21 protein-coding genes are annotated in these 25,424 nt (G+C 56.4%); 8 read left to right on the plus strand and 13 right to left on the minus strand.

What is annotated here, in order from left to right; genetic code table 11:
• Positions 1 to 8 precede the first annotated feature (8 nt).
• On the plus strand, positions 9 to 899 hold the full coding sequence (malG, locus tag ABR39_RS02480; RefSeq protein ID WP_003860332.1) for a maltose ABC transporter permease MalG: 891 nt from the start codon (positions 9 to 11) through the stop codon (positions 897 to 899).
• Positions 900 to 996: 97 nt separating this feature from the next.
• Here malG and psiE read toward each other — a convergent pair whose 3' ends face one another.
• The gene (psiE, locus tag ABR39_RS02485) at positions 997 to 1,407 is read right to left on the minus strand and encodes a phosphate-starvation-inducible protein PsiE (protein WP_021242727.1); all 411 of its coding nucleotides are present in this window, start codon (positions 1,405 to 1,407) and stop codon (positions 997 to 999) included.
• Positions 1,408 to 1,503: 96 nt separating this feature from the next.
• On the opposite strand from psiE, the gene ABR39_RS02490 reads away from it, so the two are divergent.
• Positions 1,504 to 1,956: an acyltransferase gene (locus tag ABR39_RS02490; RefSeq protein ID WP_047345628.1), complete on the plus strand. Its 453-nt coding sequence runs from the start codon at positions 1,504 to 1,506 to the stop codon at positions 1,954 to 1,956.
• 77 nt (positions 1,957 to 2,033) lie between these two features.
• Here ABR39_RS02490 and ABR39_RS02495 read toward each other — a convergent pair whose 3' ends face one another.
• From ABR39_RS02495 to pgi, 5 genes are all read right to left on the minus strand, one after another.
• Positions 2,034 to 4,130: a YjbH domain-containing protein gene (locus tag ABR39_RS02495; protein ID WP_047345629.1), complete on the minus strand. Its 2,097-nt coding sequence runs from the start codon at positions 4,128 to 4,130 to the stop codon at positions 2,034 to 2,036.
• Positions 4,130 to 4,867, minus strand: a complete 738-nt coding sequence (locus tag ABR39_RS02500) for a capsule biosynthesis GfcC D2 domain-containing protein (RefSeq protein ID WP_082132615.1) — start codon at positions 4,865 to 4,867, stop codon at positions 4,130 to 4,132. The genes ABR39_RS02495 and ABR39_RS02500 overlap by 1 nt, the downstream gene beginning before the upstream one ends.
• Positions 4,864 to 5,502 (minus strand): YjbF family lipoprotein, encoded by a 639-nt coding sequence (locus ABR39_RS02505; RefSeq protein WP_047345631.1) that lies wholly within the window; start codon positions 5,500 to 5,502, stop codon positions 4,864 to 4,866. Before ABR39_RS02505 ends, ABR39_RS02500 begins: the two co-directional genes overlap by 4 nt.
• A 118-nt stretch (positions 5,503 to 5,620) precedes the next feature.
• Positions 5,621 to 5,863, minus strand: a complete 243-nt coding sequence (gene yjbE / locus ABR39_RS02510; protein WP_008503423.1) for an exopolysaccharide production protein YjbE — start codon at positions 5,861 to 5,863, stop codon at positions 5,621 to 5,623.
• A 367-nt stretch (positions 5,864 to 6,230) separates the two neighbouring features.
• Positions 6,231 to 7,880 carry a glucose-6-phosphate isomerase gene (gene pgi, locus ABR39_RS02515; RefSeq protein ID WP_047345632.1) on the minus strand — a complete coding sequence of 550 codons (1,650 nt, stop codon included), beginning with the start codon at positions 7,878 to 7,880 and terminating at the stop codon, positions 6,231 to 6,233.
• A 374-nt stretch (positions 7,881 to 8,254) separates the two neighbouring features.
• Between pgi and lysC the strand changes: the two genes are divergently transcribed.
• The 3 genes from lysC (at position 8,255) to ABR39_RS02530 (ending at position 10,965) form a co-directional block, all read left to right on the plus strand.
• On the plus strand, positions 8,255 to 9,604 hold the full coding sequence (lysC, locus tag ABR39_RS02520; protein ID WP_047345633.1) for a lysine-sensitive aspartokinase 3: 1,350 nt from the start codon (positions 8,255 to 8,257) through the stop codon (positions 9,602 to 9,604).
• 93 nt (positions 9,605 to 9,697) lie between these two features.
• Positions 9,698 to 10,642 carry a ketopantoate/pantoate/pantothenate transporter PanS gene (panS, locus tag ABR39_RS02525; protein WP_047345634.1) on the plus strand — a complete coding sequence of 315 codons (945 nt, stop codon included), beginning with the start codon at positions 9,698 to 9,700 and terminating at the stop codon, positions 10,640 to 10,642.
• 50 nt (positions 10,643 to 10,692) lie between these two features.
• Positions 10,693 to 10,965 carry a DUF3811 domain-containing protein gene (locus tag ABR39_RS02530; RefSeq protein ID WP_047345635.1) on the plus strand — a complete coding sequence of 91 codons (273 nt, stop codon included), beginning with the start codon at positions 10,693 to 10,695 and terminating at the stop codon, positions 10,963 to 10,965.
• Here the strand turns inward: ABR39_RS02530 and rluF are convergent, their stop codons facing one another.
• Entirely contained in the window at positions 10,966 to 11,838 is an 873-nt protein-coding gene (rluF, locus tag ABR39_RS02535; protein WP_047345636.1) for a 23S rRNA pseudouridine(2604) synthase RluF, read from the minus strand.
• A 194-nt stretch (positions 11,839 to 12,032) separates the two neighbouring features.
• Here rluF and ABR39_RS02540 point away from each other — a divergent pair, with 194 nt between their 5' ends.
• Both ABR39_RS02540 and ABR39_RS02545 read left to right on the plus strand, forming a co-directional pair.
• On the plus strand, positions 12,033 to 12,335 hold the full coding sequence (locus ABR39_RS02540; RefSeq protein WP_047345637.1) for a type II toxin-antitoxin system RelE/ParE family toxin: 303 nt from the start codon (positions 12,033 to 12,035) through the stop codon (positions 12,333 to 12,335).
• A gap of 6 nt (positions 12,336 to 12,341) precedes the next feature.
• Positions 12,342 to 12,629: an addiction module antidote protein gene (locus ABR39_RS02545; protein WP_047345644.1), complete on the plus strand. Its 288-nt coding sequence runs from the start codon at positions 12,342 to 12,344 to the stop codon at positions 12,627 to 12,629.
• On the opposite strand, the gene ABR39_RS02550 is transcribed toward ABR39_RS02545, so the two are convergent.
• The gene (locus ABR39_RS02550; RefSeq protein WP_047345638.1) at positions 12,626 to 14,257 is read right to left on the minus strand and encodes a Na/Pi cotransporter family protein; all 1,632 of its coding nucleotides are present in this window, start codon (positions 14,255 to 14,257) and stop codon (positions 12,626 to 12,628) included. The genes ABR39_RS02545 and ABR39_RS02550 overlap by 4 nt on opposite strands.
• A gap of 218 nt (positions 14,258 to 14,475) precedes the next feature.
• Entirely contained in the window at positions 14,476 to 18,159 is a 3,684-nt protein-coding gene (gene metH, locus ABR39_RS02555; protein ID WP_047345639.1) for a methionine synthase, read from the minus strand.
• A 193-nt stretch (positions 18,160 to 18,352) separates the two neighbouring features.
• Here metH and iclR point away from each other — a divergent pair, with 193 nt between their 5' ends.
• Positions 18,353 to 19,180, plus strand: coding sequence for a glyoxylate bypass operon transcriptional repressor IclR (gene iclR, locus ABR39_RS02560; RefSeq protein ID WP_131701698.1), 828 nt, complete (start codon positions 18,353 to 18,355; stop codon positions 19,178 to 19,180).
• A gap of 68 nt (positions 19,181 to 19,248) precedes the next feature.
• Here iclR and aceK read toward each other — a convergent pair whose 3' ends face one another.
• From aceK to metA, 4 genes are all read right to left on the minus strand, one after another.
• A complete protein-coding gene (aceK, locus tag ABR39_RS02565; RefSeq protein ID WP_047345640.1) occupies positions 19,249 to 20,988 on the minus strand; it encodes a bifunctional isocitrate dehydrogenase kinase/phosphatase in 1,740 nt (579 codons plus the stop codon).
• A 48-nt stretch (positions 20,989 to 21,036) separates the two neighbouring features.
• Entirely contained in the window at positions 21,037 to 22,341 is a 1,305-nt protein-coding gene (aceA, locus tag ABR39_RS02570; RefSeq protein WP_047345641.1) for an isocitrate lyase, read from the minus strand.
• A gap of 31 nt (positions 22,342 to 22,372) precedes the next feature.
• Positions 22,373 to 23,974 (minus strand): malate synthase A, encoded by a 1,602-nt coding sequence (gene aceB, locus ABR39_RS02575; RefSeq protein ID WP_047345642.1) that lies wholly within the window; start codon positions 23,972 to 23,974, stop codon positions 22,373 to 22,375.
• Between the two features lie 270 nt (positions 23,975 to 24,244).
• Positions 24,245 to 25,174 carry a homoserine O-acetyltransferase MetA gene (gene metA / locus ABR39_RS02580; protein ID WP_023334115.1) on the minus strand — a complete coding sequence of 310 codons (930 nt, stop codon included), beginning with the start codon at positions 25,172 to 25,174 and terminating at the stop codon, positions 24,245 to 24,247.
• Positions 25,175 to 25,424: the final 250 nt, after the last annotated feature.

Genomic DNA, 25,424 nt, shown 5'->3' on the forward strand with positions numbered 1-25,424 from the left:
CATCGATCATGGCTATGGTACAACCCAAATCTCAGAAACTGCGCCTCCTGGCGACGCACTTAGGCCTGCTGATTTTCATCGCAGCGATCATGTTCCCGCTGCTGATGGTTATCGCCATCTCCCTGCGTTCGGGCAACTTCGCCACCGGGAGCCTGATCCCGGACGAAATCTCCTGGGAGCACTGGAAGCTCGCGCTGGGCTTCAGCGTGGAACACGCGGATGGCCGCGTTACGCCGCCGCCGTTCCCGGTCCTGCTGTGGCTGTGGAACTCGGTCAAAGTGGCGACCATCACCGCGATCGGCATCGTGACGCTCTCCACGACCTGTGCTTACGCCTTCGCCCGTATGCGTTTCCCTGGCAAAGCGACGCTGCTGAAAGGGATGCTGATTTTCCAGATGTTCCCGGCGGTGCTGTCGCTGGTGGCGCTGTATGCCCTGTTTGACCGCCTGGGCCAGTACGTGCCGTTTATCGGTCTGAACACCCACGGCGGCGTAATTTTCGCTTACCTTGGCGGTATCGCGCTGCACGTGTGGACCATTAAAGGCTATTTCGAAACCATCGATGGCTCGCTGGAAGAAGCGGCCGCGCTGGATGGCGCAACCCCGTGGCAGGCGTTCCGTCTGGTTCTGCTGCCGCTGTCGGTACCTATCCTGGCGGTGGTGTTTATCCTGTCGTTTATCGCCGCCATCACCGAAGTGCCGGTCGCGTCGCTGCTGCTGCGCGATGTAAACAGCTACACCCTGGCCGTCGGTATGCAGCAATACCTCAACCCGCAAAACTACCTGTGGGGCGACTTTGCCGCGGCGGCCGTACTCTCCGCCATCCCGATTACCGTGGTGTTCCTGCTGGCGCAGCGCTGGCTGGTCAACGGCCTGACGGCGGGCGGTGTGAAAGGTTAAGTTTCATTTTGTTATGCCACTGCAACCCTCAACTTTAGACGTATTGTATTGACCCAACTTGTGACTGTTGTTAGGCGCTCTTCGGAGCGCCATTTTTTTATTCTCGCTTCAGCCGCTTCGAGTTGCACAGCCATAGGGTGATCACCAGCAGCAGGATCGCCGCGGAGTAGATCAGCACATCAAGGGGGGATTTATGATCGACGATGATCAGCCGCACTATCGCGGTGATCCCAATGTAGACAAAATAACGTAGCGGGAAGTGAAAGCCTGACTGAAAATACTTCACAATCAGGGCGATAAATTCAAAGTAGAGAAAGTAGACCACCAGTCCTTCCACCAGCGCATATTTGCTGGTTTGCTCGGGGGCGAACAGTACATCCGCCAGATGCACCGTCTCTTTACCCAAAAAGACGACCAGTATCAGACCAAGGCTCAACAGACCGAGGTTCAGCACGGTCTGGAGGACTGTTGAGATAAACTCAACGCGCGGACGAGTCAGGGATGTCATATAGCACCTCATTCTCCAGGGCGAGGTTCCTGTATAACGCAAAAATGTGACGTGGATCTATATTTTTTAATTATGTTTTATGTACGGAGGTAACCGATGGAACGTAAACCTACCGGGGTTCGCAACGTAACCTGCGGTGAAAATGTCACCCTTTACGAGCCCGCCAATCTCTATGACTGCGTGCTCGGCAACGGCGTGTTCGTCGGCCCGTTTGTTGAAATTCAGGGCAATACCTACATTGGCGACGACAGCAAAATTCAGTCGCACACCTTCATTTGCGAGTACGTCACCGTAGGCGAACGCTGCTTTATTGGCCATGGGGTGATGTTTGCCAACGATATGTTCCGCGAAGGCAAACCCAACGCTGACCGGAACAGCTGGGGACGCATTACCGTGGGGAATGATGTCTCAATAGGCAGCGGTGCCACCATTCTGGCGGTCTCCATCTGCGATGGCGCGGTGATTGGGGCGGGAAGCGTGGTGACGAAATCGATCGTCGAGAAAGGTGTCTATGCCGGGAACCCGGCGAGGCTCCTGCGCCGCCTGTAGGTCGCCCGGTGGCGCTGCGCTTACCGGGCCTACAAAATAGTAGGCCGGGCAAACGCAGTGCCGCCCGGCGTGAAGCATCAGCGGAAGTTAATGTTCTTATCGCTGGTCATATCATACAGCTGGAACTTACGACCCAGCTGCTGGCCGCCGTCACGCGTTAGCGGCGTCCAGCCAATGGCCGCGCGGCTGCGCGTTGGGCCTGACGAGAAGAGATCCAGCGGAATCGACACATAGACCCCTTTGGTGAAGTCCCCTTCCCCGTACTCGTCCGGCGAGACGTTGGTGATCGTCGCGTAACCGCCTACCACCACGCCGCTGTCGAAGTGTTTAGAGATATCCAGCGTGCCGCCCTTATCGCCCGCCAGGTACTGGCCGACGCTGGCTTTCACCAGCACGTCAGGTGCAAACGACGGTGTCCAGTAGGCGGTCAGATGGCCCGTTTTGACGCTGTAGTCGGTGAACTTCATCATGTCCTGCGCGCTGCGCCAGTCGCGCTGCTTAACGTAGTTGGCATCAACACCAAACGCCCAGTTGCTGTCTACCGGGCGATACAGCACTTCAGCCCCCGCGCCGCCGTACATGGTTTCCAGATATCCGCCGTAGACCTGGCCGTAGAAACCGTTGCCGAAGTACTGGAAGTAGTTGGCCTGCAGGTTATTCACGTAGGCATCGTTCTGCACGTATTCACGCACGCGGGTACGCACGCGCGGCAGCTTAGAGTCTTTAGGCGGGTTGGTGTAGTTGAACTTGTCGTAGTTGTTGGCGATGTTGCCGAACAGGCTGCCGGTGGTCAACAGGTGGTCGGTGAGCCACAGATCCGCCGTCGCCATGACGCCCAGCTGATACATGTAGAAGTTTTCAGGCCCGCCAACGGACTGGTTCAACACCGGATCGATATGGAAATCAAAGCGCGATTTATCGATATACCAGCCCTGTTCGGTGGTGTCCGGCACCACCGGCTCAACGCGTTTTTGCACCAGCTCGGTTTCATGCCCGAGCGGTTCGCCTTCCAGATGACGCTTGAGGCTGGCGACGTCCGTTTCGGTTGTGACCTGCGGCAGGTTCAGACGGTTTTCCGTCACGCGGATCGTGCGGATCCCCTCCGGGAGATCGTTCATGATGATCCGGTTGGCGCGCTCGATCCCTTCCCGCGAGTCGCGGTATTTTACCTGCTCGCCGGTGACGTACAGCGTATCGCCTTTCACCTGAATTTTCGGATCGGCCAGGCCGGCGTTGTATTTCAGCAGCGTCAGCTGGTTTGCCACCACGGAGTGCTGCAGGATCGCATCCTGCGGCTCCGGCTGATAGGCAGGCCGCGCGTTGTCATTGTAGTGCGGGCGCATGTCGTTGAAGTTGGTGCGCAGCGTGAAGCCGAACATCACCGTATTGCCACGTTCGTAGCTGAGGTTAACGTCGGCCCAGTCAGTGACGCGATAAATGGCGCCGACGTTAAACTTGCTCTTCTGCTCAATCTTCCCGGCGAAGTCCTGCGAGTAGTCATTCCCTTCATACTCCAGCTTCAGGCGCAATGGCTGCCAGGGCGTTTGATACTCCACGCCGCCAAACAGAGACGCCGGACCGTGGAACATCTGGTCGCCGTTGATGGAGCCCGCTTTCTGATAGCTGTTATCGCGGTAGCAGTATTTATCGCTGTAGGAGCAAAACGGGTTTTTCACGTTACCGCTGGTGCCCAGATAGCCCCACCCCAGGCCGAGCGAGAAATCGAACGGCCCCCAGGCTTTGCTGGCCACGACGTATTCCGCATCAAACAGACCGGTACCGCCGATATCTTTCGCACCGACGGACACCTGCGGCATCCAGTAGCTCTCTTCCCACAGGCGCAGTTTGACGTCGAAGGCTTTATCTTTGTAGGTCTGATCGCCGGAAAACGCCTCTACGCTGCTGTACCGTTTCGTACGCACGTCGGTATAGCGCAGCGTGGTTTCAAGCCACGGAAACAGCTGCACCGACGCCGAGTAGTAGCGATACTGGTCGTTATCGCGGTAGTTAAGGCTAATTTCCCCTTCACGCGCCATCCGCGCGGTAGGCGTTTGCAGTAAACCGACGCCGCCGAAGTCTGACTGAGACGGGCCAATGGGTGCCGGATACGTTTCTGCATGGCAGGCGGCACTCACGCAGAGCGCCAGCATGCTGTAGAGATGGATTCTTTTCATTATTCCGGTATCCGCTGAATCAGGGAGTGAAGGATATCGGCGTTAAGCCCGTCATACGCCTTCGTCCAGAAATGGTCGGCAAAACCGACAAAAATGATGCTGCCTGGCATGGGTTCGATATGGCGCTTATTCCAGTAAGCAACCGGCGCTTTTTGCGTGTGCCCGTCCGGGTAAACGACCCAGGCGTAGCTGTTATCCGCTCCGCTCAGCAGGCTTTGCTCATCGAGATAGCTCGCTACATCGCGGCCAGGCGTAAAAGGCTTTTTCCCCGGGCTGCTGATAAGCCCGAAAACGGTAATGGTGGAAGGCTGGGCAGGTAGCCAGAGCGTGTAATCCCCTTCAAGCGTAGGGTTGCCCTTTTCCGTAACGCGCACTTCATCTGGATCAAGGTTCACCTGCTGGCGACCTGTCACCTTCAGCGCCTGCAGCTGCTGGCGAAGGTTATTAATGGCTGCGGCGTCGTCGCCGTCTTCCTGCTCCGCCAAACCCGTCAGGCGGGCCAGCAGCGCAAGATGCTCTTGCTCCGCCTTAACCGTTGCCTGACGCTCGCCAATCACCGCCCCTGGCCACCAGCTGTTGGCAAGCCTGGGCTGCCCGACGAGATCGAGCAGATGCTCTGCGTTAGTTAAGGTCTTGGGTTTTTCACCGTCCGGCGTGTAGACATGTACTGTCCCTGCGGACCATGCCAGCGGCGTGGAAAGACTGGCGAGAAGCGCAACCTGAATAAGCATTTTCATGATTTCGCCGCCTTGATCAGAGTGCTCTTCACCGGGAAGAAATTGGCGCCGAGATACTGCAGGGACTGGCGGATCTGCCCGTCTTCGTCAATCCAGAAGCGGTTATGCCAGGTGGCCTGGTCGGTGACGACTTCTTCATCCAGCACGCGAACGCGGGTTTCGTCGCTGCCCACGCTGACGCTGTCCGTGCCGTCCCAGCGGAAGGTAGAGCGCGCCGTGGCGTAACGCACCTGCTTATGTTCGGTCCAGCCCATCGTGCGCGTCCAGCTTGCGCCGTCGGTAATCTGGTTCGGTTTGATCAGCGGGTCGGCGGCGAGGTTATTTACCTCAAGCAGGTTATCGCCGCCCAACAGGGTTTTTACGATACGACCGTGCTGCGTAACGATGGTGGCCTGATCCTGCGTCACCCATTTCTGCTGCCCGTTTTCATCGAAAGCGAGCACCACAAACAGTTGCGGGCCATCGTTAAGCTGCATGTACTGACTGGCATAAGGCATGTTTTGCAGTTCGTCATCGGTCAGATGCACGCCCGGTGTGCCGAACATGCTGTCCCACAGTGAGTTTCCCAGCCCTTTGGTGGTGGCCGAGCACGCCTGCAAAAGCAGGCAAATCAGGATGATCCCAGGTCGCTTCACGACTCTTCTCCGCATTATTGCCGGGTGGCGCTGCGCTTACCCGGCCTACAGGTCCCGAAGGCTACTGAAAAGCCAGAATAACCACACCGAAGTGTGGTTATGATTAAAACACCCGCTATTACTGGGTGCTGGTTGTCGTAGTGGTCGTGGTTCCGGTATTGGAGCCATCACCGCCACCGGTTGCCGCCAGCGCGACACCCACGGCTGAACTTACGGTGCTGGCGCTGGCCGCGGTAGAACTCCCCGCAGACGCAGACGTCGCAGCCGAACCTGCCGCTTCCCCGACCTGAACCGGAGCAGCATAAACAGATGTCGCCGCAAGCGCAGATATGGCAAAAATGCCATACAGTACTTTCTTCATAAGAATTTCCCTTCATTTAATGAATGGAGATTTGCCCAAAAAGAATTTCAGGCGGATTCGAGTATACACAACTCCTGCCGCGGGTTTGCCGTACGGGGAAATAGGAAAGGGGTTTTCAGACTAATGGATAAAATTGAAATATAAGGAGAATTAACGGAATATAAAAAACAAATAAATCAGCGACATAGAATTAAATAAAGGTCATTGCATTATCCGTATATTCCGAAAGTAAACCGCAGTGATTAACGGGTTAACGGCTTTTTTCAGATAAAACTCAGTAAAGGAATTAGAGCTGAATAACAGACATCAGGAATTATCTGATAAAAAAATGCCGGCATTTCGCCGGCACGTTTTCATGACGTTTTAATTACGCGCGCCATGCTTTATAGCGGTTGATCAAACCATTTGTCGAGCTGTCATGGCTGGCAATCGCCTTATCGTCACCCAGCTCTGGCAGGATACGGTTTGCCAGCTGTTTGCCCAGCTCAACGCCCCACTGGTCAAAGGTGAAGATGTTCAGGATCGCGCCCTGCGTGAAGATCTTGTGTTCATAAAGGGCAATCAGCGCACCCAGGCTAAACGGCGTGATTTCGCGCAGCAGGATGGAGTTAGTTGGGCGGTTGCCTTCGAACACTTTGAACGGAACAACGTGGTCCAGCGTGGCCGGGTCTTTACCCTGGTCACGGTATTCCTGCTCAACCACCTCGCGGGATTTACCGAACGCCAGCGCTTCGGTCTGGGCGAAGAAGTTCGACAGCAGCTTCGGATGGTGGTCGGACAGTGGGTTATGGGTGATAGCCGGAGCGATGAAATCGCACGGTACCATTTTGGTGCCCTGGTGAATCAGCTGGTAGAACGCGTGCTGACCGTTAGTACCCGGCTCGCCCCAGATGATTGGGCCGGTCTGGTAATCCACCGCGTTGCCGTTACGGTCCACGTATTTTCCGTTGGATTCCATGTTGCCCTGCTGGAAGTAGGCCGCAAAGCGGTGCATGTACTGGTCGTAAGGCAGGATGGCTTCGGTTTCAGCGCCGAAGAAGTTGTTGTACCAGATACCGATCAGCGCCAGCAGTACCGGCAGGTTTTTCTCAGGGGCGGTGGTGGAGAAGTGTTTATCCATCGCGTGCGCGCCGGAGAGCAGCTCAACGAAGTTGTCGAAGCCTACGGACAGGATGATGGACAGACCGATCGCGGACCACAGAGAGTAACGACCGCCGACCCAGTCCCAGAACTCAAACATGTTCGCGGTGTCGATGCCGAACTCGCTGACCGCTTTACCGTTGGTAGACAGCGCCGCGAAGTGTTTCGCCACGTGCTTGTTGTCGCCAGCGGTTTTCAGGAACCAGTCGCGCGCGCTGTGGGCGTTGGTCATGGTTTCCTGGGTGGTGAAGGTTTTGGACGCCACCAGGAACAGCGTGGTTTCCGGGTTCACGTTCTTCAGCACTTCGGCGATATGGGTACCATCAACGTTAGAGACGAAGTGCATGTTGAGGTGGTTTTTGTATGGGCGCAGCGCTTCGGTCACCATGAACGGGCCGAGGTCAGAACCGCCGATACCGATGTTAACCACGTCAGTGATCGGTTTGCCGGTGTAACCTTTCCAGCTTCCGGAGATGATTGCTTCGGAGAAGGCTTTCATCTTTTCCAGCACCGCGTTGACTTCCGGCATGACGTCTTTGCCGTCAACGATGATTGGCGTATTGCTACGGTTACGCAGGGCTACGTGCAGCACGGCACGGTCTTCGGTGCGGTTGATCTTCTCACCGGAGAACATGGATTTGATGGCGTCAGCAAGCTCGGTCTCTTTCGCCAGATCCTGCAGTTTTGCCAGCGTCTCTTCGGTAATGCGGTTTTTGGAGAAATCCACCAGCATCAGGTCGTCGAAGGTCGCGGAGAACTTACTGAAACGATCGGCATCTTTCGCGAACAGGTCCGCGATGGTGACGTCTTTCATTTCATCAAAATGTTTCTGGAGTGCCTGCCAGGCAGCGGTCTGCGTTGGGTTGATGTTTTTCATTAGCAATACTCTTCTGATTTGAGAATTGTGACTGCGGTCGATTGTAGCGCCTGCAAATAAAAATTGTGATGGTTTTTATGCCATTGCCCTGGCCTGCATCAAACGCAGGTGAAAAGACCCGAAAAGTATAGCTGCTGGAGAGCCCTCCCGGGGCGGCGAAATGTCGGTCAAAATACCCTAAAACGGAGCATAAAATCTGGTGCTGTTATAAGTCCTGTTTCTCAGGGGTACCCCCCCATAAAAAATCCGCATAATCCCAGCATTGACAGGACCTCCCCCGCATTTTATTTATAGGGCCGTATTTTGCGCCTGCACCTGTTTTCGTTTCACTCTTGTGCCATGGTCGCTTATTCATTCCCTGACACGAGGTTGTTATGACGAGTTTTGTGGTCGCCAAATTTGGCGGCACCAGTGTGGCCGATTACGATGCCATGAACCGCAGCGCCGATGTGGTGCTGGCCGATCCGAATACCCGCCTGGTGGTGCTTTCCGCCTCTGCTGGCGTGACGAACCTGCTGGTTTCTCTGTCTGAAGGACTGGAAGCGACCGAACGTTTCGTGAAGCTGGATGCACTGCGCAAAATTCAGTTCGACATTCTTGAACGTCTGCAGAACCCGAACGTCATCCGCGAAGAAGTGGAACGTCTGCTGGAAAACATCACCACCCTGGCAGAAGCTGCTTCTCTGGCAACCTCTACCGCCCTGACCGACGAACTAGTCAGCCACGGTGAACTGATGTCCACGCTGCTGTTTGTGGAAATCATGCGCGAACGTAACATTCAGGCGCAGTGGTTTGACGTGCGTAAAGTGATGCGCACCAGCGATCGCTTTGGCCGCGCCGAGCCGGACGTTGAAGCGCTGGCCGAGCTGACTACTCAGCAGCTGGCACCACGTCTGGCAGAGGGCATCGTGATCACCCAGGGCTTTATCGGCAGTGAAGCAAAAGGGCGTACGACAACGCTTGGCCGTGGCGGCAGCGACTACACCGCCGCTCTGCTGGGCGAAGCCCTGCATGCCACCCGCGTCGATATCTGGACTGACGTTCCGGGCATTTACACCACCGACCCGCGCGTCGTTTCCGCGGCGAAACGTATTGATGTGATCGCCTTTGAAGAAGCGGCGGAAATGGCCACCTTCGGCGCGAAAGTGCTGCACCCTGCAACCCTGCTGCCCGCCGTACGCAGCGATATTCCGGTCTTCGTCGGCTCCAGTAAAGATCCAAAAGCGGGCGGTACGCTGGTGTGCAAGAAAACGGAAAACCCACCGCTGTTCCGCGCGCTGGCCCTGCGCCGTCGCCAGACGCTGGTGACGCTCCACAGCCACAATATGCTGCACTCCCGCGGTTTCCTGGCGGAGGTGTTTGGCATTCTGGCGCGCCACAATATCTCCGTGGATCTGATCACCACGTCTGAAGTGAGCATTGCGCTGACGCTGGACACCACCGGCTCCACCTCCACCGGCGATACTCTGCTGACGCAGTCGCTGCTGATTGAGCTGTCTGAGCTGTGCCGCGTGGAAGTGGAAGAAGACCTGGCGCTGGTTGCCATCATCGGTAACAAACTGTCGCGCGCCTGCGGCGTCGGCAAAGAAGTGTTCGGCGTACTCGACCCGTTCAGCATCCGTATGATTTGCTACGGCGCGTCCAGCTATAACCTCTGCTTCCTGGTGCCAGCCGATCAGGCCGAGCAGGTGGTGCAGAAACTTCATCAGAATTTGTTTGAATAAAATTCGTTAGCACGATAAACATTATCTACAAGCCGGGCACAGACCCGGCTTTTTCATAACTAAACAACACGACAATACTGCAAGGAAACCACTATGTTATCCGCCATCACGCGGCTGTTCCCGTTATGGGCGCTGCTGCTCTCCGTACTCGCGTATTACACCCCCACCACGTTCACTGGTATTGGCCCGTGGGTCACCACGCTGCTGATGCTGATTATGCTGGGCATGGGCGTACATCTGAAAATCGACGACTTTAAGCGCGTGCTGTCCCGCCCGGCTCCGGTTGCCGCAGGGATCTTCCTTCACTACCTGGTGATGCCGCTTGCGGCGTGGCTGCTGGCGATGGCCTTTAAGATGCCGCCTGACCTCTCCGCCGGGATGGTGCTGGTAGGTAGCGTGGCCAGCGGCACGGCGTCCAACGTGATGATCTTTCTTGCGAAAGGCGACGTGGCGCTCTCCGTCACTATCTCTTCCGTCTCAACGCTGGTTGGCGTAATTGCCACACCGCTGTTAACCCGCCTGTATGTAGACGCGCATATTCAGGTGGACGTGATGGGTATGCTGCTGAGCATTCTGCAAATCGTGGTGATCCCGATTGCGCTGGGCCTGGTGATTCACCATCTTTTCCCACGCGTGGTGAAAGCGGTTGAGCCGTATCTGCCTGCGTTTTCGATGATCTGTATTCTGGCCATCATCAGCGCCGTGGTGGCGGGTTCCGCGTCGCACATTGCTTCCGTAGGATTTGTGGTGATTATCGCGGTGGTGCTGCATAACACCATCGGCCTGCTGGGCGGCTACTGGGGCGGGAAGCTGTTTGGCTTTGACGAGTCGACCTGCCGCACGCTGGCAATCGAAGTGGGCATGCAGAACTCCGGCCTGGCGGCAGCACTCGGGAAAATCTACTTCTCACCGCTCGCGGCACTGCCGGGGGCCCTGTTCTCCGTCTGGCATAATCTGTCCGGTTCGCTGCTGGCGGGCTACTGGTCCGGCAAACCAATTGATGAGCAAACGAAAAAAGATGCGGTGAAACAGGGTTAATTGGCGGTACTTGCTTTACACTGAAGCCTCTCTCTCAGGAGGCTTCAGCAATGGCTACACCACGATTGACCCAGAAAGACATGACGGAAGCCGAGCAGCGCGAACTTAAAACGCTTCTCGACCGTGCACGCATCGCACATGGCCGTACGCTGACGAACGCCGAAACCAATCAGGTGAAAAAGGAGTACATCGATAAACTGATGGCTCAGCGTGACGCCGAGGCGAAGAAAGCCCGCAAACTGAAAAAGCAGCAGGTCTATAAGCCGGATACAGAAACGACCTTTTCCTGGTCGGCCACGACCTCTACCCGTGGAAGGCGCTAACTAGCGCCCTTTCTTTTTACGGCCAGGCTGGACAAAGCGCTTCCCGTTCGCCGGTTTGCCACGCCCTTTCTCTTCCGCCTGCGGCGCCTTCACCACCGGGCGCTTAATCGCCTGGGTTTTCGGTTTTGCTTTAGCCTTCGGCTTCGCTTCGGACGAGGAATTCTCGATGAGCTTGAACAGCTCAATCAACTCGTCGCCGGTTAAATCACGCCACTCGCCCAGCGGGATACCGGACAGGCTGACGTTCATAATGCGCGTGCGCTCGAGCTTCGTCACCTCATAGCCAAAGTATTCGCACATACGGCGGATCTGACGGTTTAAGCCCTGCACCAGGGTAATGCGGAACGCGAACGGTGCTTCTTTCTTCACCTTACACTTTTTCGTGACGGTACCGAGGATTGGCACACCGGCGCCCATGCCGCGAATAAACTCGTCCGTGACCGGCTTATTCACCGTCACGATGTACTCTTTCTCGTGATCGTTACCGGCACGCAGAATTTTGTTGACCAGATCGCCATGGTTGGTGAGGAAAATCAGCCCCTGAGAGTCTTTATCCAGACGGCCAATCGGGAAGATACGGCTGCTGTGATTCACGAAATCAACGATGTTGTCCCGCTCGCCGTCTTCCGTGGTGCTGACAATGCCAACCGGTTTGTTCAACGCGATAAACACCAGGTCTTCAGCATCGCGCGGCTCGATGAGCTGACCATTCACTTTGACCACGTCGCCAGGCATCACCTGGTCACCAATCGTGGCGCGTTTGCCGTTGAGGAACACGTTACCCTGTTCAATGTAACGGTCCGCCTCGCGACGTGAGCAGATCCCGCTCTCGCTAATGTATTTGTTTAATCGGGTTGATTGAGTTGGCAGCATAGTTTCTCCTGTGAAGGCGAAATATACCTTAGGTTTGGGCTGGAAAAAAAGATTAGCCGACGGTAACTGAGACGGGTTTTTTAGTTTGCGAGACGCTTTCAGGATTTAGCATCCTGTCATTTACCCATTTATTTACTCCTTTTATTTTGCTCACCAGACAGAATCTTTGTAGTTTATAAATCACAAGGAGTATTATGAAGGAGATCGTTCAGACAGAATCCTTCCGACGCTGGGAGCAAAACCTGAAAGATCGGCGAGCGAAGACGATTATCGCGTCACGACTTTTTCGGCTGGCAAATGGCCTGGCGGGTGATACCAGGCCAGTGGGAGAAGGGATAAGTGAACTCAGGATCCACTTTGGTCCAGGCTACAGAATTTATTTCAAAAACCAAGGTGAACGTATCATTGTTTTGTTATGTGGCGGTGACAAAAGCAGCCAGAATAAAGACATACTGATGGCAAAAATGCTGGGCAGCATATCCGAACAGCAGGAGTGAATGAGCATGCATAAGTTATCATCCTACGATCCAGCAAACGCACTGGTGGATGACGAGGAAATCGCTGTATTTATGGCTGATGCGCTAGAAACCGGTGACTCAGCGTATATTGCTAAAGCCCTGGGTGTTGTTGCCCGAGCCAAAGGAATGTCGAACATTTCACAGCAAACAGGGTTATCACGAGAGCAGCTTTATCGGTCATTTAGTGAGAAGGGTAACCCAACGCTTAAAACCACTCTGGCGGTAATGAAAGCATTGGGTCTTGGGCTGACAATTAAACACGCGGGAGACTAATACTCATCCCGCTCGTCATCTTCATCCGGCTGTTCCATCACGCTGTAGGCCACCGCGCAGAACAACGAGTTGAGGCGTTTCATATCGCCCAGCAGCCCCAGGTGGAGCGAGCTGGTTTCGATGCTCTGCACGTTCTGCTGGTGCAGTCGTTCAACGTGGGCGTGCGAGTAGCGACGGTTAAGAATGCGGAAGCGATGCTTGTTGCGGCGCAGGCGACGCGCGCTCGGCACGTCGCTGGAGAAGAAGACCGACATGGCCAGCTTCAGGTTGCTCACCAGCTGTTCGTGTAGCGCCTCCAGCTCTTTTAAGCCTTCAATTGAGAACGCCCGACGCGCGGCCAGCGATTTATCGGCGATCTCGCTGCCCATCCGCTCAACGATATCTGAAGCCTGCTCAAGGTTAAGCGACATCTCAATAATTTCCGCCCAGCGGCGGGACTCCTCCTCCGCCAGTTCGTCCTGCGGAATGCGAGCCAGATAGAGCTTAATGGCGGTATAAAGCACGTTGATATCGTCCGCCAGCCTGCGCAGATCTTTCTCTTCTCGCGGTTCTCCGTGCATCACCTTTTGCAGGCCTTCGAGCATGGTTTCCATGGCGTCGCCCATGCGCAGCGTCTCGCGAGCGGCATTCGCCAGCGCCAGCGCCGGGGTATCCAGCGCGGAGGTATCCAGATGCTTCGGTTTCAGGCGCGCATCCAGCTCCGGTTCATCCTGAATAAGGCGTTCGCAGAAGCGGGCCATCGGCCCAGCGAACGGTACCATCGCCAGGCAGCGTACCAGGTTGTAGAACACGTGGAAATAGATCACCAGCTCCGCCTTCGGCAGCGGGAGGTTGTCCATCAGGTTCGCCAGCGGGTGGATAAAGGGCAGGATAAGCAAGCTGCCCACCAGCTTAAAAAGCAGGCTGCCGAGGGCCACGCGGCGGGCGGCGGCATTCGCGGCGCTGTTATTGAGCATCGCCAGCAGGCCCGAGCCGAGGTTAGCCCCGATCACCAGGCACAGCGCGACCGGGAAGGAGATGGCCCCCGCAGCGGTGAGCGTTGCGGTCAGCAGCACGGCGGCCAGGCTGGAGTAGCTGACGATGGCAAACACCGCGCCGATTAGCGCGTCCAGCATGATGTCACCGGTCAGGGAGGCGAAGATGACCTGCACGCCGTTGGCCTCGGTGATAGGCGTGACCGCCTGCACAATCAGCTCCAGCGCCAGCAGGATCAGCCCCAGGCCAATCCCCACGCGCCCAAGCTGCCCGGCCCGCGTCTGCTTGCGACCGAGGAAGAAGATAACGCCGACAAAAATCAGCAGCGGCGACAGCCACGAGAGATCGAACGTCAGGATACGCGCCATCAGCGCGGTACCCACATCGGCCCCGAGCACAATAACCAGTGCCGGAGCTAGTGCCACCAGATCCTGGGCCACAAAGGAGGTGACCAGCAGGGTTGTGGCGTTACTGCTCTGAACCAGCGCCGTCACGCCAATGCCCGCGCAGAAGGCGAGCGGCTTCTTCTCAACGCTGCTGCTGAGAACCGTACGTAAACGGGCACCAAAGACCCGCATTACGCCGGTACGGACGATATGGGTGCCCCAGACGAGCAGTGCGACTGCAGAGAGCAGATGTAACAGGGTCAGCACGGAAGGTTTTCCTCCTTATCATTATCTATTATCCTGGGGTTCGCTGCGCGTTGCCTTGCCGGATGACGGCTACCGCCTTATCCGGCATACGCGTAGGCCCGGTAAGCGCAGCGCCACCGGGCAATAGGATTAGAACCTTATTTCAGTATAAGGGTTTAAACGTAAGAAAGAGACAGGGCGCCCAATGAGCGCCCTGTTTGTTGTAAGGAAAAGTGACCTCAGTCCGCGTCGTAGCCTAAATTCGGCGCTAACCAGCGTTCAACTTCAGCAACGCTCATCCCTTTGCGCAGGGCGTAATCTTCGATCTGATCGCGCTGCAGCTGCGCGACGGCGAAGTATTTACTGTCCGGATGGCTGAAGTACCAGCCGGAGACGGACGCGCCCGGCCACATGGCGAACGACTCGGTGAGCTTCATGCCAGTATGCGCTTCTACGTCCAGTAACTTCCAGATGGTGCCCTTTTCAGTGTGTTCCGGACACGCCGGGTAGCCCGGTGCCGGACGAATGCCCTGGTAGTTCTCGCGGATCAGATCCTCGTTGCTGAGGTTCTCATTAGCCGCGTAGCCCCAGTGCACCTTGCGCACCCGCTCGTGCAGGTACTCGGCGAAGGCTTCCGCCAGGCGGTCGGCAATCGCTTTCACCATGATTTTATTGTAATCGTCGTGCTGCGCTTCGAACGCGTCCGCCAGGGCATCTTCTTCCAGACCGCCGGTCACGGCAAAGGCGCCGATGTAATCCGCTTTCCCACTTAACTTCGGTGCGACGAAATCGGCCAGGCAGTAGTTGGCAAAGCCCACTTTTTCGGTTTGCTGGCGCAGATGGCGGCTGACCGCCAGCACGTGGGTGCGGGTTTCATCACGATAAATTTCGATATCGTCGCCCACGCGGTTCGCCGGGAACAGGCCGACCACGCCGCGCGGATTAAGGGTTTGCTCCGCACTCAGTTTATCAAGCATGTCGTTAGCGTCTTTAAACAGGCGCTTCGCCTCTTCACCGACAACCTCATCTTCCAGAATGCGCGGATATTTGCCCGCCAGCGACCAGGTCATAAAGAACGGCGTCCAGTCGATGTAGTTGCGCAGCGTTTCGATGCTGGCGGTTACCTCCTGCACGCCCAGACGATGCGCGACCGAGGGCGTATAGCTCGACCAGTCAAAGGCCAGATCGTTATCGCGCGCCGCCTGCAGCGTGACGGGCGGCGTGCGCGGTTTCTTGCGCCCGTGCTGGATGCGAACGGTTTCGTACTCTTTACGGGTGCGCGCCACAAAGTCATCGCGCTGGGTGTCGGAGAGCAGCGCGGAGACCACGCCGACGGTGCGCGAGGCGTTCTGCACGTAAACCGTCGGGCCGCTGTAGTTTTGCTCGATTTTCACCGCCGTGTGCGCTTTCGAGGTGGTCGCCCCGCCAATCAGTAGCGGAATAGTGAAGCCCTGACGCTCCATCTCTTTTGCCACGTTGACCATTTCGTCCAGCGACGGCGTGATCAGCCCGGAGAGGCCAATCAGGTCGGCATTCACTTCGCGCGCAGTCTTGAGGATTTTATCCGCCGGGACCATTACGCCAAGATCGATAATTTCGTAGTTATTACACTGCAGCACCACGCCGACGATGTTCTTGCCGATGTCGTGCACGTCACCCTTCACGGTGGCGATGACCATTTTACCGTTGCTGGAGCCTTTCTCTTTGCTGGCTTCGATATAGGGCTCCAGATAGGCCACCGCCTGCTTCATCACGCGAGCGGATTTCACCACCTGCGGCAGGAACATTTTGCCCTCGCCGAACAGATCGCCGACCACGTTCATGCCGTCCATCAACGGGCCTTCAATCACTTCAATCGGGCGGGAGGCCTGCTGACGCGCCTCTTCGGTGTCGAGTTCAATAAATTCGGTGATGCCTTTGACCAGGGAGTATTCCAGACGTTTTTTCACGTCCCAGGAACGCCACTCCGCCTGCTGAACGTTGGCCGCCTCGTCAGATTTGCTGCCGCGGTATTTCTCCGCCAGGTCCAGCATGCGTTCGGTCGCGTCGTCTCGGCGGTTAAGGATCACGTCCTCTACTGCGTCGCGCAGCTCCGCTGGCAGGTCGTCGTAAATCGCCAGCTGGCCGGCGTTAACGATCCCCATGTCCATCCCGTTGCGGATGGCGTAGTAGAGGAACACGGCGTGGATCGCTTCACGCACCGGGTCGTTGCCGCGGAACGAGAACGAGACGTTCGACACGCCGCCGGAGATCAGCGCGTGCGGCAGCTCGCGTTTAATGTCTTCACACGCGCCGATAAAGTCCTGCGCGTAGTTGTTGTGCTCTTCAATCCCGGTCGCGACGGCGAAGATGTTCGGGTCGAAAATAATGTCTTCCGGCGGGAAGCCCACCTCTTCGGTCAGTATTTTGTACGCGCGGCGGCAAATCTCAATTTTGCGCTCGCGGGTATCGGCCTGGCCCACTTCGTCAAAGGCCATCACCACCACGGCGGCACCGTAGCGGCGCACCATCTTCGCGTGGTGGATAAAGATCTCCACGCCCTCTTTCATCGAGATGGAGTTGACGATGCCTTTGCCCTGGATGCACTTCAGCCCTTTTTCGATGACCTCCCATTTGGAGGAGTCAATCATGATCGGCACGCGGGCGATGTCCGGCTCACCGGCAATCAGGTTGAGGAAACGCACCATCGCCGCTTCGGCGTCGAGCATCCCCTCATCCATGTTGATATCGATAATCTGCGCGCCGCTTTCCACCTGCTGGCGGGCGACGTCCAGCGCTTCGCTGTACTTCTCTTCTTTGATCAGACGCTTGAACTTCGCCGAACCGGTAACGTTAGTTCGCTCACCCACGTTCACAAACAGGCTGTCGTCGCCGATGGTCAACGGCTCCAGGCCGGAAAGACGACAGGCAACGGGAAGCTCAGGCAGCTTGCGCGGCGGCAACCCGGCCACGGCGTTGCTCATGGCGGCGATGTGCTCCGGCGTGGTGCCGCAGCAACCGCCGACGATGTTCAGGAAGCCGGACTCGGCCCACTCGCGGATTTGCGCCGCCATGGTGTCGGCATCCAGATCGTACTCACCAAACGCGTTCGGCAGACCGGCGTTCGGGTGGGCCGTAACGTAGCATTCCGCGATGCGCGACAGCTCCTGGACGTACTGGCGCAGTTCATCCGGCCCCAGCGCGCAGTTCAGGCCGAAGGAGAGCGCCTCCGCGTGGCGCAGAGAGTTGTAAAACGCTTCGGTTGTCTGGCCGGACAACGTGCGGCCGGAGGCGTCGGTGATGGTGCCGGAAATCATGATCGGCAGATCAACGCCGAGCGCCTCGAACTCCTCTTTCACCGCGTAAATCGCGGCTTTGGCGTTGAGGGTATCGAACACCGTTTCAATCAGGATCAGATCGGAACCGCCTTCCACCAGCGCTCTGGTCGATTCACGGTAGGCCGCAACCAGCTGGTCAAAGGTGATGTTACGAAACGCCGGGTCGTTCACGTCCGGTGAAATCGACGCGGTGCGGTTGGTAGGGCCAAGCACCCCGGCCACGTAGCGCGGTTTTTCCGGCGTGCGGGCCGTCCACTCGTCGGCACAGGCACGCGCCAGCTTCGCGGCTTCATAGTTTATTTCAGCCGACAGGGATTCCATCTGGTAATCCGCCATGGCGATGGTTGTCGAGTTAAAGGTGTTGGTTTCAACGATATCCGCACCCGCTTCGAAGTACGCGTTGTGGATATCCTTAATCACGGACGGCTTACTGAGCACCAGCAGGTCGTTGTTCCCTTTCAGATCGCATGGCCAGTCAGCGAAGCGTTCGCCGCGGAAATCGTCTTCGCTCAGACGATAGCCCTGGATCATGGTGCCCATGCCGCCGTCCAGCACCAGAATTCGTTCATTTAACTGCGCACGCAGTTGCTCTACTTTGCTGCTCACACTTGCTCCCGACAACGCTCAACATGGCCAAAAGGCTGCGTTCCATACTGGCATAATCTCGCTGGGTGGAAAAGCCACTCAGGGGTAACATGAGACATGTTCACTATCACTCCTCCGATCAGTCAGGATAACGGTTGCAAATTCACCAAATAAAACGAAAATGATTTCCACGATACAGAAAAAGGAGATCGTCATGGTCGCGACCGTTCCCGCTAAACGCGGCAGAAAGCCTGCTGCCACCACCGCCGCACAACAGGGCGGACAGGTTCAATCGCTCACGCGCGGTTTGAAGCTGCTGGAGTGGATAGCCGAGTCGCACGGCAGCGTGGCCCTGACGGAGCTGGCGCAGCAGGCGGGCCTGCCGAACTCCACTACGCACCGCCTGCTAACCACCATGCAGCAGCTGGGCTTTGTCCGTCAGGTGGGCGAACTGGGGCACTGGGCGGTGGGCGCGCATGCGTTTATCGTCGGCAGCAGCTTCCTGCAGAGCCGCAACCTGCTGGCGATTGTGCACCCGATACTGCGAAAGCTGATGGAAGAGTCCGGCGAGACGGTAAACCTGGCGGTGCTCGACCAGAGCGACCACCAGGCGATTATTATCGACCAGGTGCAGTGCACGCAGCTGATGCGCATGTCCGCGCCGATCGGCGGCAAGCTGCCGATGCACGCCTCCGGGGCGGGTAAAGCGTTTCTGTCGCAGCTGAGTGAGGAGCAGGTGACGGGGCTGCTGCACCGTAAGGGGCTGCATGCGTACACCCACGCTACCCTGGTGTCGCCGGTGCATCTGAAAGAAGATTTGGCCCTGACCCGCAAGCGCGGCTATTCGTTTGATGATGAAGAACACGCACTGGGCTTACGCTGCCTGGCGGCCTGCATTTTCGACGAGCACCGCGAGCCGTTTGCGGCCATCTCCATCTCCGGGCCCATTTCACGCATGACCGACGACCGCGTGACCGAGTTGGGTGCGCTGGTGATCAAGGCGGCGAAAGAGGTGACGCTGGCGTACGGTGGGATCCGTTAAGATTGAGTGCGGCCTGATGCCCTCACCCCGGCCCTCTCCCACAGGGAGAGGGAGAAAACATGATGACCTCACCCTGTGGGAGAGGGAGAAAACCGGATACTAAACCGCTGCTTGCGGCGGTAAGCGTACACATCTTCCACGTGCCCATTTTTGATCCGCGTTTGCAGTCCGCGCCAGTAGCTGGCGCGGAACAGATCCTCATGCATCTCTTCAAATAACGGCCCGATGCGCGGGTCGGCACACAGCCAGTGGCGAAACTCTTCGGGAAAAACGTCGCCCGGCGATACGCTGTACCACGGTTCACCGGAAAGCTCATCTTCCGGGTAGCGGGGCGGCGGGATATCGCGGAAATTCACCTCGGTCATGTAGCAAATTTCGTCGTAATCATAGAACACCACTCGCCCGTGGCGGGTGACGCCGAAGTTTTTAAACAGCATATCGCCCGGGAAGATATTGGCGGCGGCAAGCTGGCGAATTGCGTTGCCGTACTCTTCAATGGCATCACGCAGCGCCTGACCGTCGGACTGTTCCAGCCAGATATTGAGCGGCACCATGCGGCGTTCGATGTAGAGATGGCTTATCACGATTTTGTCGCCAAGATCGGTGATTTTGCCGGCTGCTTCCTGCAGTAAAAGCGCCATGAGCGCCGGATCGATCTGCTGCTTATCCAGCACAAAGTTTTCGAATTCCTGGGTATCCGCCATGCGTCCGACGCGATCGTGCTCTTTAACCAGCTGGTAGCAGGCGCGAACATGGGCTGCGGTCATCTCTTTCTGCGGCGCAAACCTGTCTTTAATCACCTTAAATACGCGGTCAAAGCCCGGAAGCGTAAATACCAGCATCACCATGCCGCGAATGCCGGGCGCTTCGATAAACTGCTCATCCGCCGTGGTGACATAGCGCAGGTACTCCCGGTAGCTTTCCGTTTTGGCGTGTTTCTGGCAGCCAATGGCCATATACAGTTCGGCGGTGGTTTTGCCCGGCAGGATCTCGCGCAGCCACTCTACGAGCGCCGCAGGCAGCGGTGCATAAACCATAAAGTAGGAGCGGGCGAAACCAAACACAATGCTGGCCTCGGCGCTGGTGGTCAGGCAGGTATCGACAAACAGTTCCCCATCGTCGGTACGATGAATGGGTAACAGAAACGGCACGATGGCTGTCGGCGTAACCAGTTTGCCCACCAGCCAGGCCGCTTTATTGCGGTAGAAAAGCTCGTTGGCGACCTGCAAATGACTGTGGCTGAGCACCTCCGCGCCGAAGGTTTCGTTGAGATGTGCGTGGATATAACCGATATCCCGGGTTTTATTCTCCCAGGGCAAGCGCAACGGCAAATCCGTTAAGACACGGTGCAGGAGCTTTTCCCAGCCGCGCTCGGGAAAGAAATCTTTCGCCAGCGGACGCGGGATGGTTCGAAAGCGTCGCTCAGGCTGGGAGCTGAAAATAAATAACCGCTCAGGAGATAATGAGCGGTGGTCAAATAACCGGCAATAGACGGAGTTAAAAAAGCTCTCCGCAATCTCGAAGCGCGGGTAGTCGGGTAACAAATGGGTGTAATGCTCTTTGACGCGCAGTAAAAATTCCGCATCCGGACTTTTCCCGTCAGTGATACAGCGCAGCTGCTCCACCACCAGACCTACGTGATGATCGTAGAGATGGATACGCTGCTTCATCGCCTGCTGAACCGCATGCCAGTCAGCGTGTTCGAAGCGCTGCTGCGCGCCGGAGGTCACTTCAAGAAAACGACCATACTGGGCATCAAAGCCCTGCAAAATGGTTTGGGCAATCAGCAATTCCAGGCCACGCGACATATATTCCCCTTACCCACCCCTCTCCCCAGAGGGGAGAGGGGGAAAAAATCAGAACTGTGCTTCTTCCGTGGAGCCAGTTAAAGCGGTGACGGAGGAGGTGCCGCCCTGAATGATGGTCGTCACATTATCAAAGTAACCGGTTCCCACCTCCTGCTGGTGAGAGACGAAGGTATAACCGTCTTTACCCGCCGCAAATTCCGGCTGCTGCACCTTCTCAACATAGTGCTTCATACCTTCGCCCTGTGCATACGCATGAGCCAGGTCGAACATGTTGAACCACATGCTGTGGATCCCCGCCAGGGTAATGAACTGGTATTTGTAGCCCATGTCGGACAGCTGCTGCTGGAAGCTGGCAATCGTTCTGTCATCCAGCTTTTTCTGCCAGTTGAAGGACGGCGAGCAGTTATAGGCCAGCAGTTTGCCCGGGTACTTCGCGTGAATAGCATCCGCAAAGCGTTTTGCCAGCGCCAGATCCGGTGTGGAGGTTTCACACCAAACCAGGTCCGCGTACGGCGCGTACGCCAGGCCACGGCTGATCGCCTGCTCAATACCCGCATGGGTGCGATAGAACCCTTCACTGGTACGCTCGCCGGTAATAAACTCGCTATCGTACGGGTCGCAGTCAGAGGTGATCAGATCCGCCGCGTCAGCATCGGTACGGGCAATCACCAGCGTCGGCACGCCGAGCACGTCAGCCGCCAGACGGGCCGCAACCAGCTTCTGAATCGCTTCCTGGGTTGGGACAAGAACTTTCCCGCCCATGTGTCCGCACTTCTTCACGGACGCCAGCTGATCTTCGAAGTGAACGGCCGCTGCACCGGCCTCAATCATCGATTTCATCAGCTCAAATGCGTTCAGCACGCCGCCGAAGCCCGCTTCTGCATCCGCGACGATCGGCAGGAAGTAATCCGTAAAGCGCGGATCGTTGGGCTCAATACCTGCGGCCCACTGGATCTGATCCGCACGGCGGAAGGTGTTGTTGATCCGATCCACCACGGACGGCACCGAGTTTGCCGGATAAAGCGACTGATCCGGGTACATGCTGGAGGCCAGGTTGGCGTCCGCCGCGACCTGCCAGCCGGAGAGGTAAATAGCTTCAATGCCCGCCTTCGCCTGCTGCAGCGCCTGACCGCCGGTCAGCGCACCGAGGCTGTTGATATAGCCCTTTTTGGAACCACCGTGCAGCAGCTTCCACATTTTCGCCGCACCGTTCTGGGCCAGCGTGCATTCCGGATTGACCGAGCCGCGTAATTTCACCACTTCCTCCGCGCTGTACGGACGGCGGATGCCTTCCCAGCGCGGTTGAGTCCACTCTTTCTTTAACTCTTCGATTTGTTGGGTACGGGTTTTCATGTGCAGATGCTCCATATTGTTATGTGGTGAGTTACGCCAGGAAGCGGTAGCCCGGCAGGGTCAGGAAGTCGATTAAGTCATCAGATGTGGTGATTTGCTCCATCAGGCGCGCGGCGTCGTCAAAACGTCCGCTGCTGAAGCGGTGTTCGCCCAGCTCGTCCTGGATCACCCGCATCTCTTCAGCCAGCATCTGGCGGAACAGGGATTTGGTCACCGGCTTGCCGTTGCTGAGCGTTTTTTGATGGTGGATCCACTGCCAGATTGAAGTGCGTGAGATCTCAGCCGTCGCGGCATCTTCCATCAGGCCGTAGATCGGCACGCAGCCGTTACCGGAGATCCACGCTTCGATGTATTGCACGGCAACGCGAATATTTGCGCGCATGCCCTCTTCGGTACGTTCACCTGCACACGGTGCCAGCAGCTGTTCTTCAGCCGTCGGGGCATCGTCTTCGCGCGTGACGAACAGCTGGTTTTTATTGTCACCGAGTACGCGGTTAAAGACTTCCATTGCCGTATCCGCCAGACCCGGATGCGCGATCCACGTCCCGTCATGGCCGTTACGTGCTTCAAGCTCTTTATCGGCTTTCACCTTGTTGAGCACCTGATTGTTACGCTCAGCATCTTTGCTCGGGATAAAGGCCGCCATGCCGCCCATCGCAAAGGCGCCGCGCTTGTGGCAGGTTTTGATCAGCAGACGCGAGTAGGCGCTCAGGAACGGTTTATCCATGGTGACGACCTGGCGATCGGGCAGCACGCGATCGGGATAATTTTTCAGGGTCTTGATGTAGCTGAAAATATAATCCCAGCGCCCGCAGTTCAGGCCGACGATGTGGTCGCGCAGGGCATGCAGAATTTCGTTCATCTGGAACACGGCAGGCAGAGTTTCAATCAGCAGCGTGGCTTTGATGGTGCCGCGCGGCAGGTTGAAACGATCTTCCGCGTAGCTGAACACCTCACTCCACCAGGCCGCTTCCTGCCAGGATTGGGTCTTAGGCAGATAGAAGTAAGGGCCGCTACCTTTTGCCAGCAGGTTTTTATGGTTGTGGAAGAAATAGAGCGCAAAATCAAACAGACTCCCCGGAATGGCTTCCCCACGCCAGGTAACATGTTTTTCGGGCAGATGCAGCCCGCGAACGCGGCAGATCAGAACCGCCGGATTCGGTTTAAGCTGGTAAATTTTACCGGCTTCGTTGGTATAGCTGATGGTGCCGTTTACAGCGTCGCGCAGGTTGATCTGCCCCTCGATGACCTTACGCCAGTCCGGCGCCAGCGAGTCTTCGAAATCGGCCATAAAGACTTTAACGTTCGCGTTCATGGCGTTGATCACCATTTTGCGCTCTACCGGACCGGTGATCTCAACGCGGCGATCCTGTAAATCTTCAGGAATGCCGCGGATTTCCCACTCACCACGGCGAATGGAAGCGGTTTCCGAAATGAAACCAGGCAACTTGCCATCGTCAATTTCCTGCTGCTGATGAATGCGTGCCGCCAGCAGCTTATTACGCTGTGGCGTAAAGCGGGTCACCAGCTCAGTCAGAAATTCTACCGCTTCTGGCGTCAAAACCTGCTGTTCTTGCTCGCCATACGGCTGGGTAAAGGCCAGTTCATCGACCGTCGTTGCCTGTTGAGTCATTACTCTGCTCCTCATCAAAGATCCAAAATCACGCCCCCAATGCGAACGAAAGATCGTTGGGTAGTTTTCGCTCAGCAGAATTAAGACTATCTATATTTTTTCTAAAATCAAAAACAATTTCCATTTTAATTATTAAATGAACTCAACCAATTGATTTTTATGATATTAAAGTTAGGCGGAATGATGAGCGGTATTTCGGAAATAAAAAAGGCACCCGAAGGTGCCTGATCTGAATAGCTGAAACGCTTTAGGATCGTTTAATGCAGAAGATTACTCCAGCGTCGGATTCATGTGACGCAGATCGTATGGCGTTATCTGGTAGACGTAATAGTTGAGCCAGTTGGTAAAAAGTAAATTCCCGTGGCTGCGCCAGGTCGCTCTTGGTTTGTTTTGTGGATCGTTTTTCGGGAAATAGTTGTACGGCACATCCGGATTAAGACCCGCTTCGACATCACGGAAATACTCTGACGCGAGAGTATGCGGATCGTATTCAGGATGTCCGGTTACAAAGGCAATGCGCTTATCTTTGCTGGCAAACAGGTAAGCATCACCGTCTTCTGTTTCGGCCAGGATCTCCAGATCGGTGTAATCACGAATCAGCTGCGCCGGGAAATCGGCATAGCGCGAATGCGGGGCCAGGAAAGAATCATCAAACCCGCGCGTCAGCAGAGCATGTGGATGGAGAATGTGGTGTTCGTATACGCCGGAGAGCTTTTCAGTGCGGGTTTGCTTGGGGATGCCATAAAGAATATTCAGTGCGGCCTGTACCGCCCAACAGACAAATAACGTGGACGTAACGTGATCTTTTGCCCACTCCAGCACCTGTTTGATCTGTGGCCAGTAGGCAACATCGTTGAATTCAACCAGGCCCAGCGGGGCGCCGGTCACAATCAGTCCGTCGAAGTTTTCACCCTGAATGTCATCGAAGTTGCAGTAGAAGTTGTTTAGGTGCTCAGAAGGCGTGTTACGTGACTCACGGGCATCGATCCGCAGCAATTGAATATCGACCTGCAGCGGGGAGTTAGAAAGCAAACGCAGGAACTGGTTCTCTGTTTCGATCTTTTTCGGCATCAAATTGAGAATGAGTACCTTCAGCGGGCGAATTTCCTGACCTGTCGCACGCGAAGCCGTCATGACGAAGACGTTTTCTTCACGTAAGAAATTGACGGCTGGTAGCTCGTCCTGCACCCGAATCGGCATAACCTGACTTCCTCACAATATACGTATAAACGTTTAGACATCCAGACAGCTAACGATACCGAGAAACGATCGGAATGTCGAGTCTGCAAGTCGAAGGTGAGAAAGTTTCAGGAAGAGAGAGGCGAAAAACAAAAGCAAAAAACCCCGCACCTTACGGTACGGGGTTCTTCTAATTGATGCCTGGCAGTTCCCTACTCTCACATGGGGAGACCCCACACTACCATCGGCGCTACGGCGTTTCACTTCTGAG

The sequence above is a fragment of the Enterobacter genomosp. O genome (genome assembly GCF_001022965.1).
In the GTDB taxonomy this organism is placed as follows: Bacteria; Pseudomonadota; Gammaproteobacteria; order Enterobacterales; family Enterobacteriaceae; genus Enterobacter; species Enterobacter cloacae_L.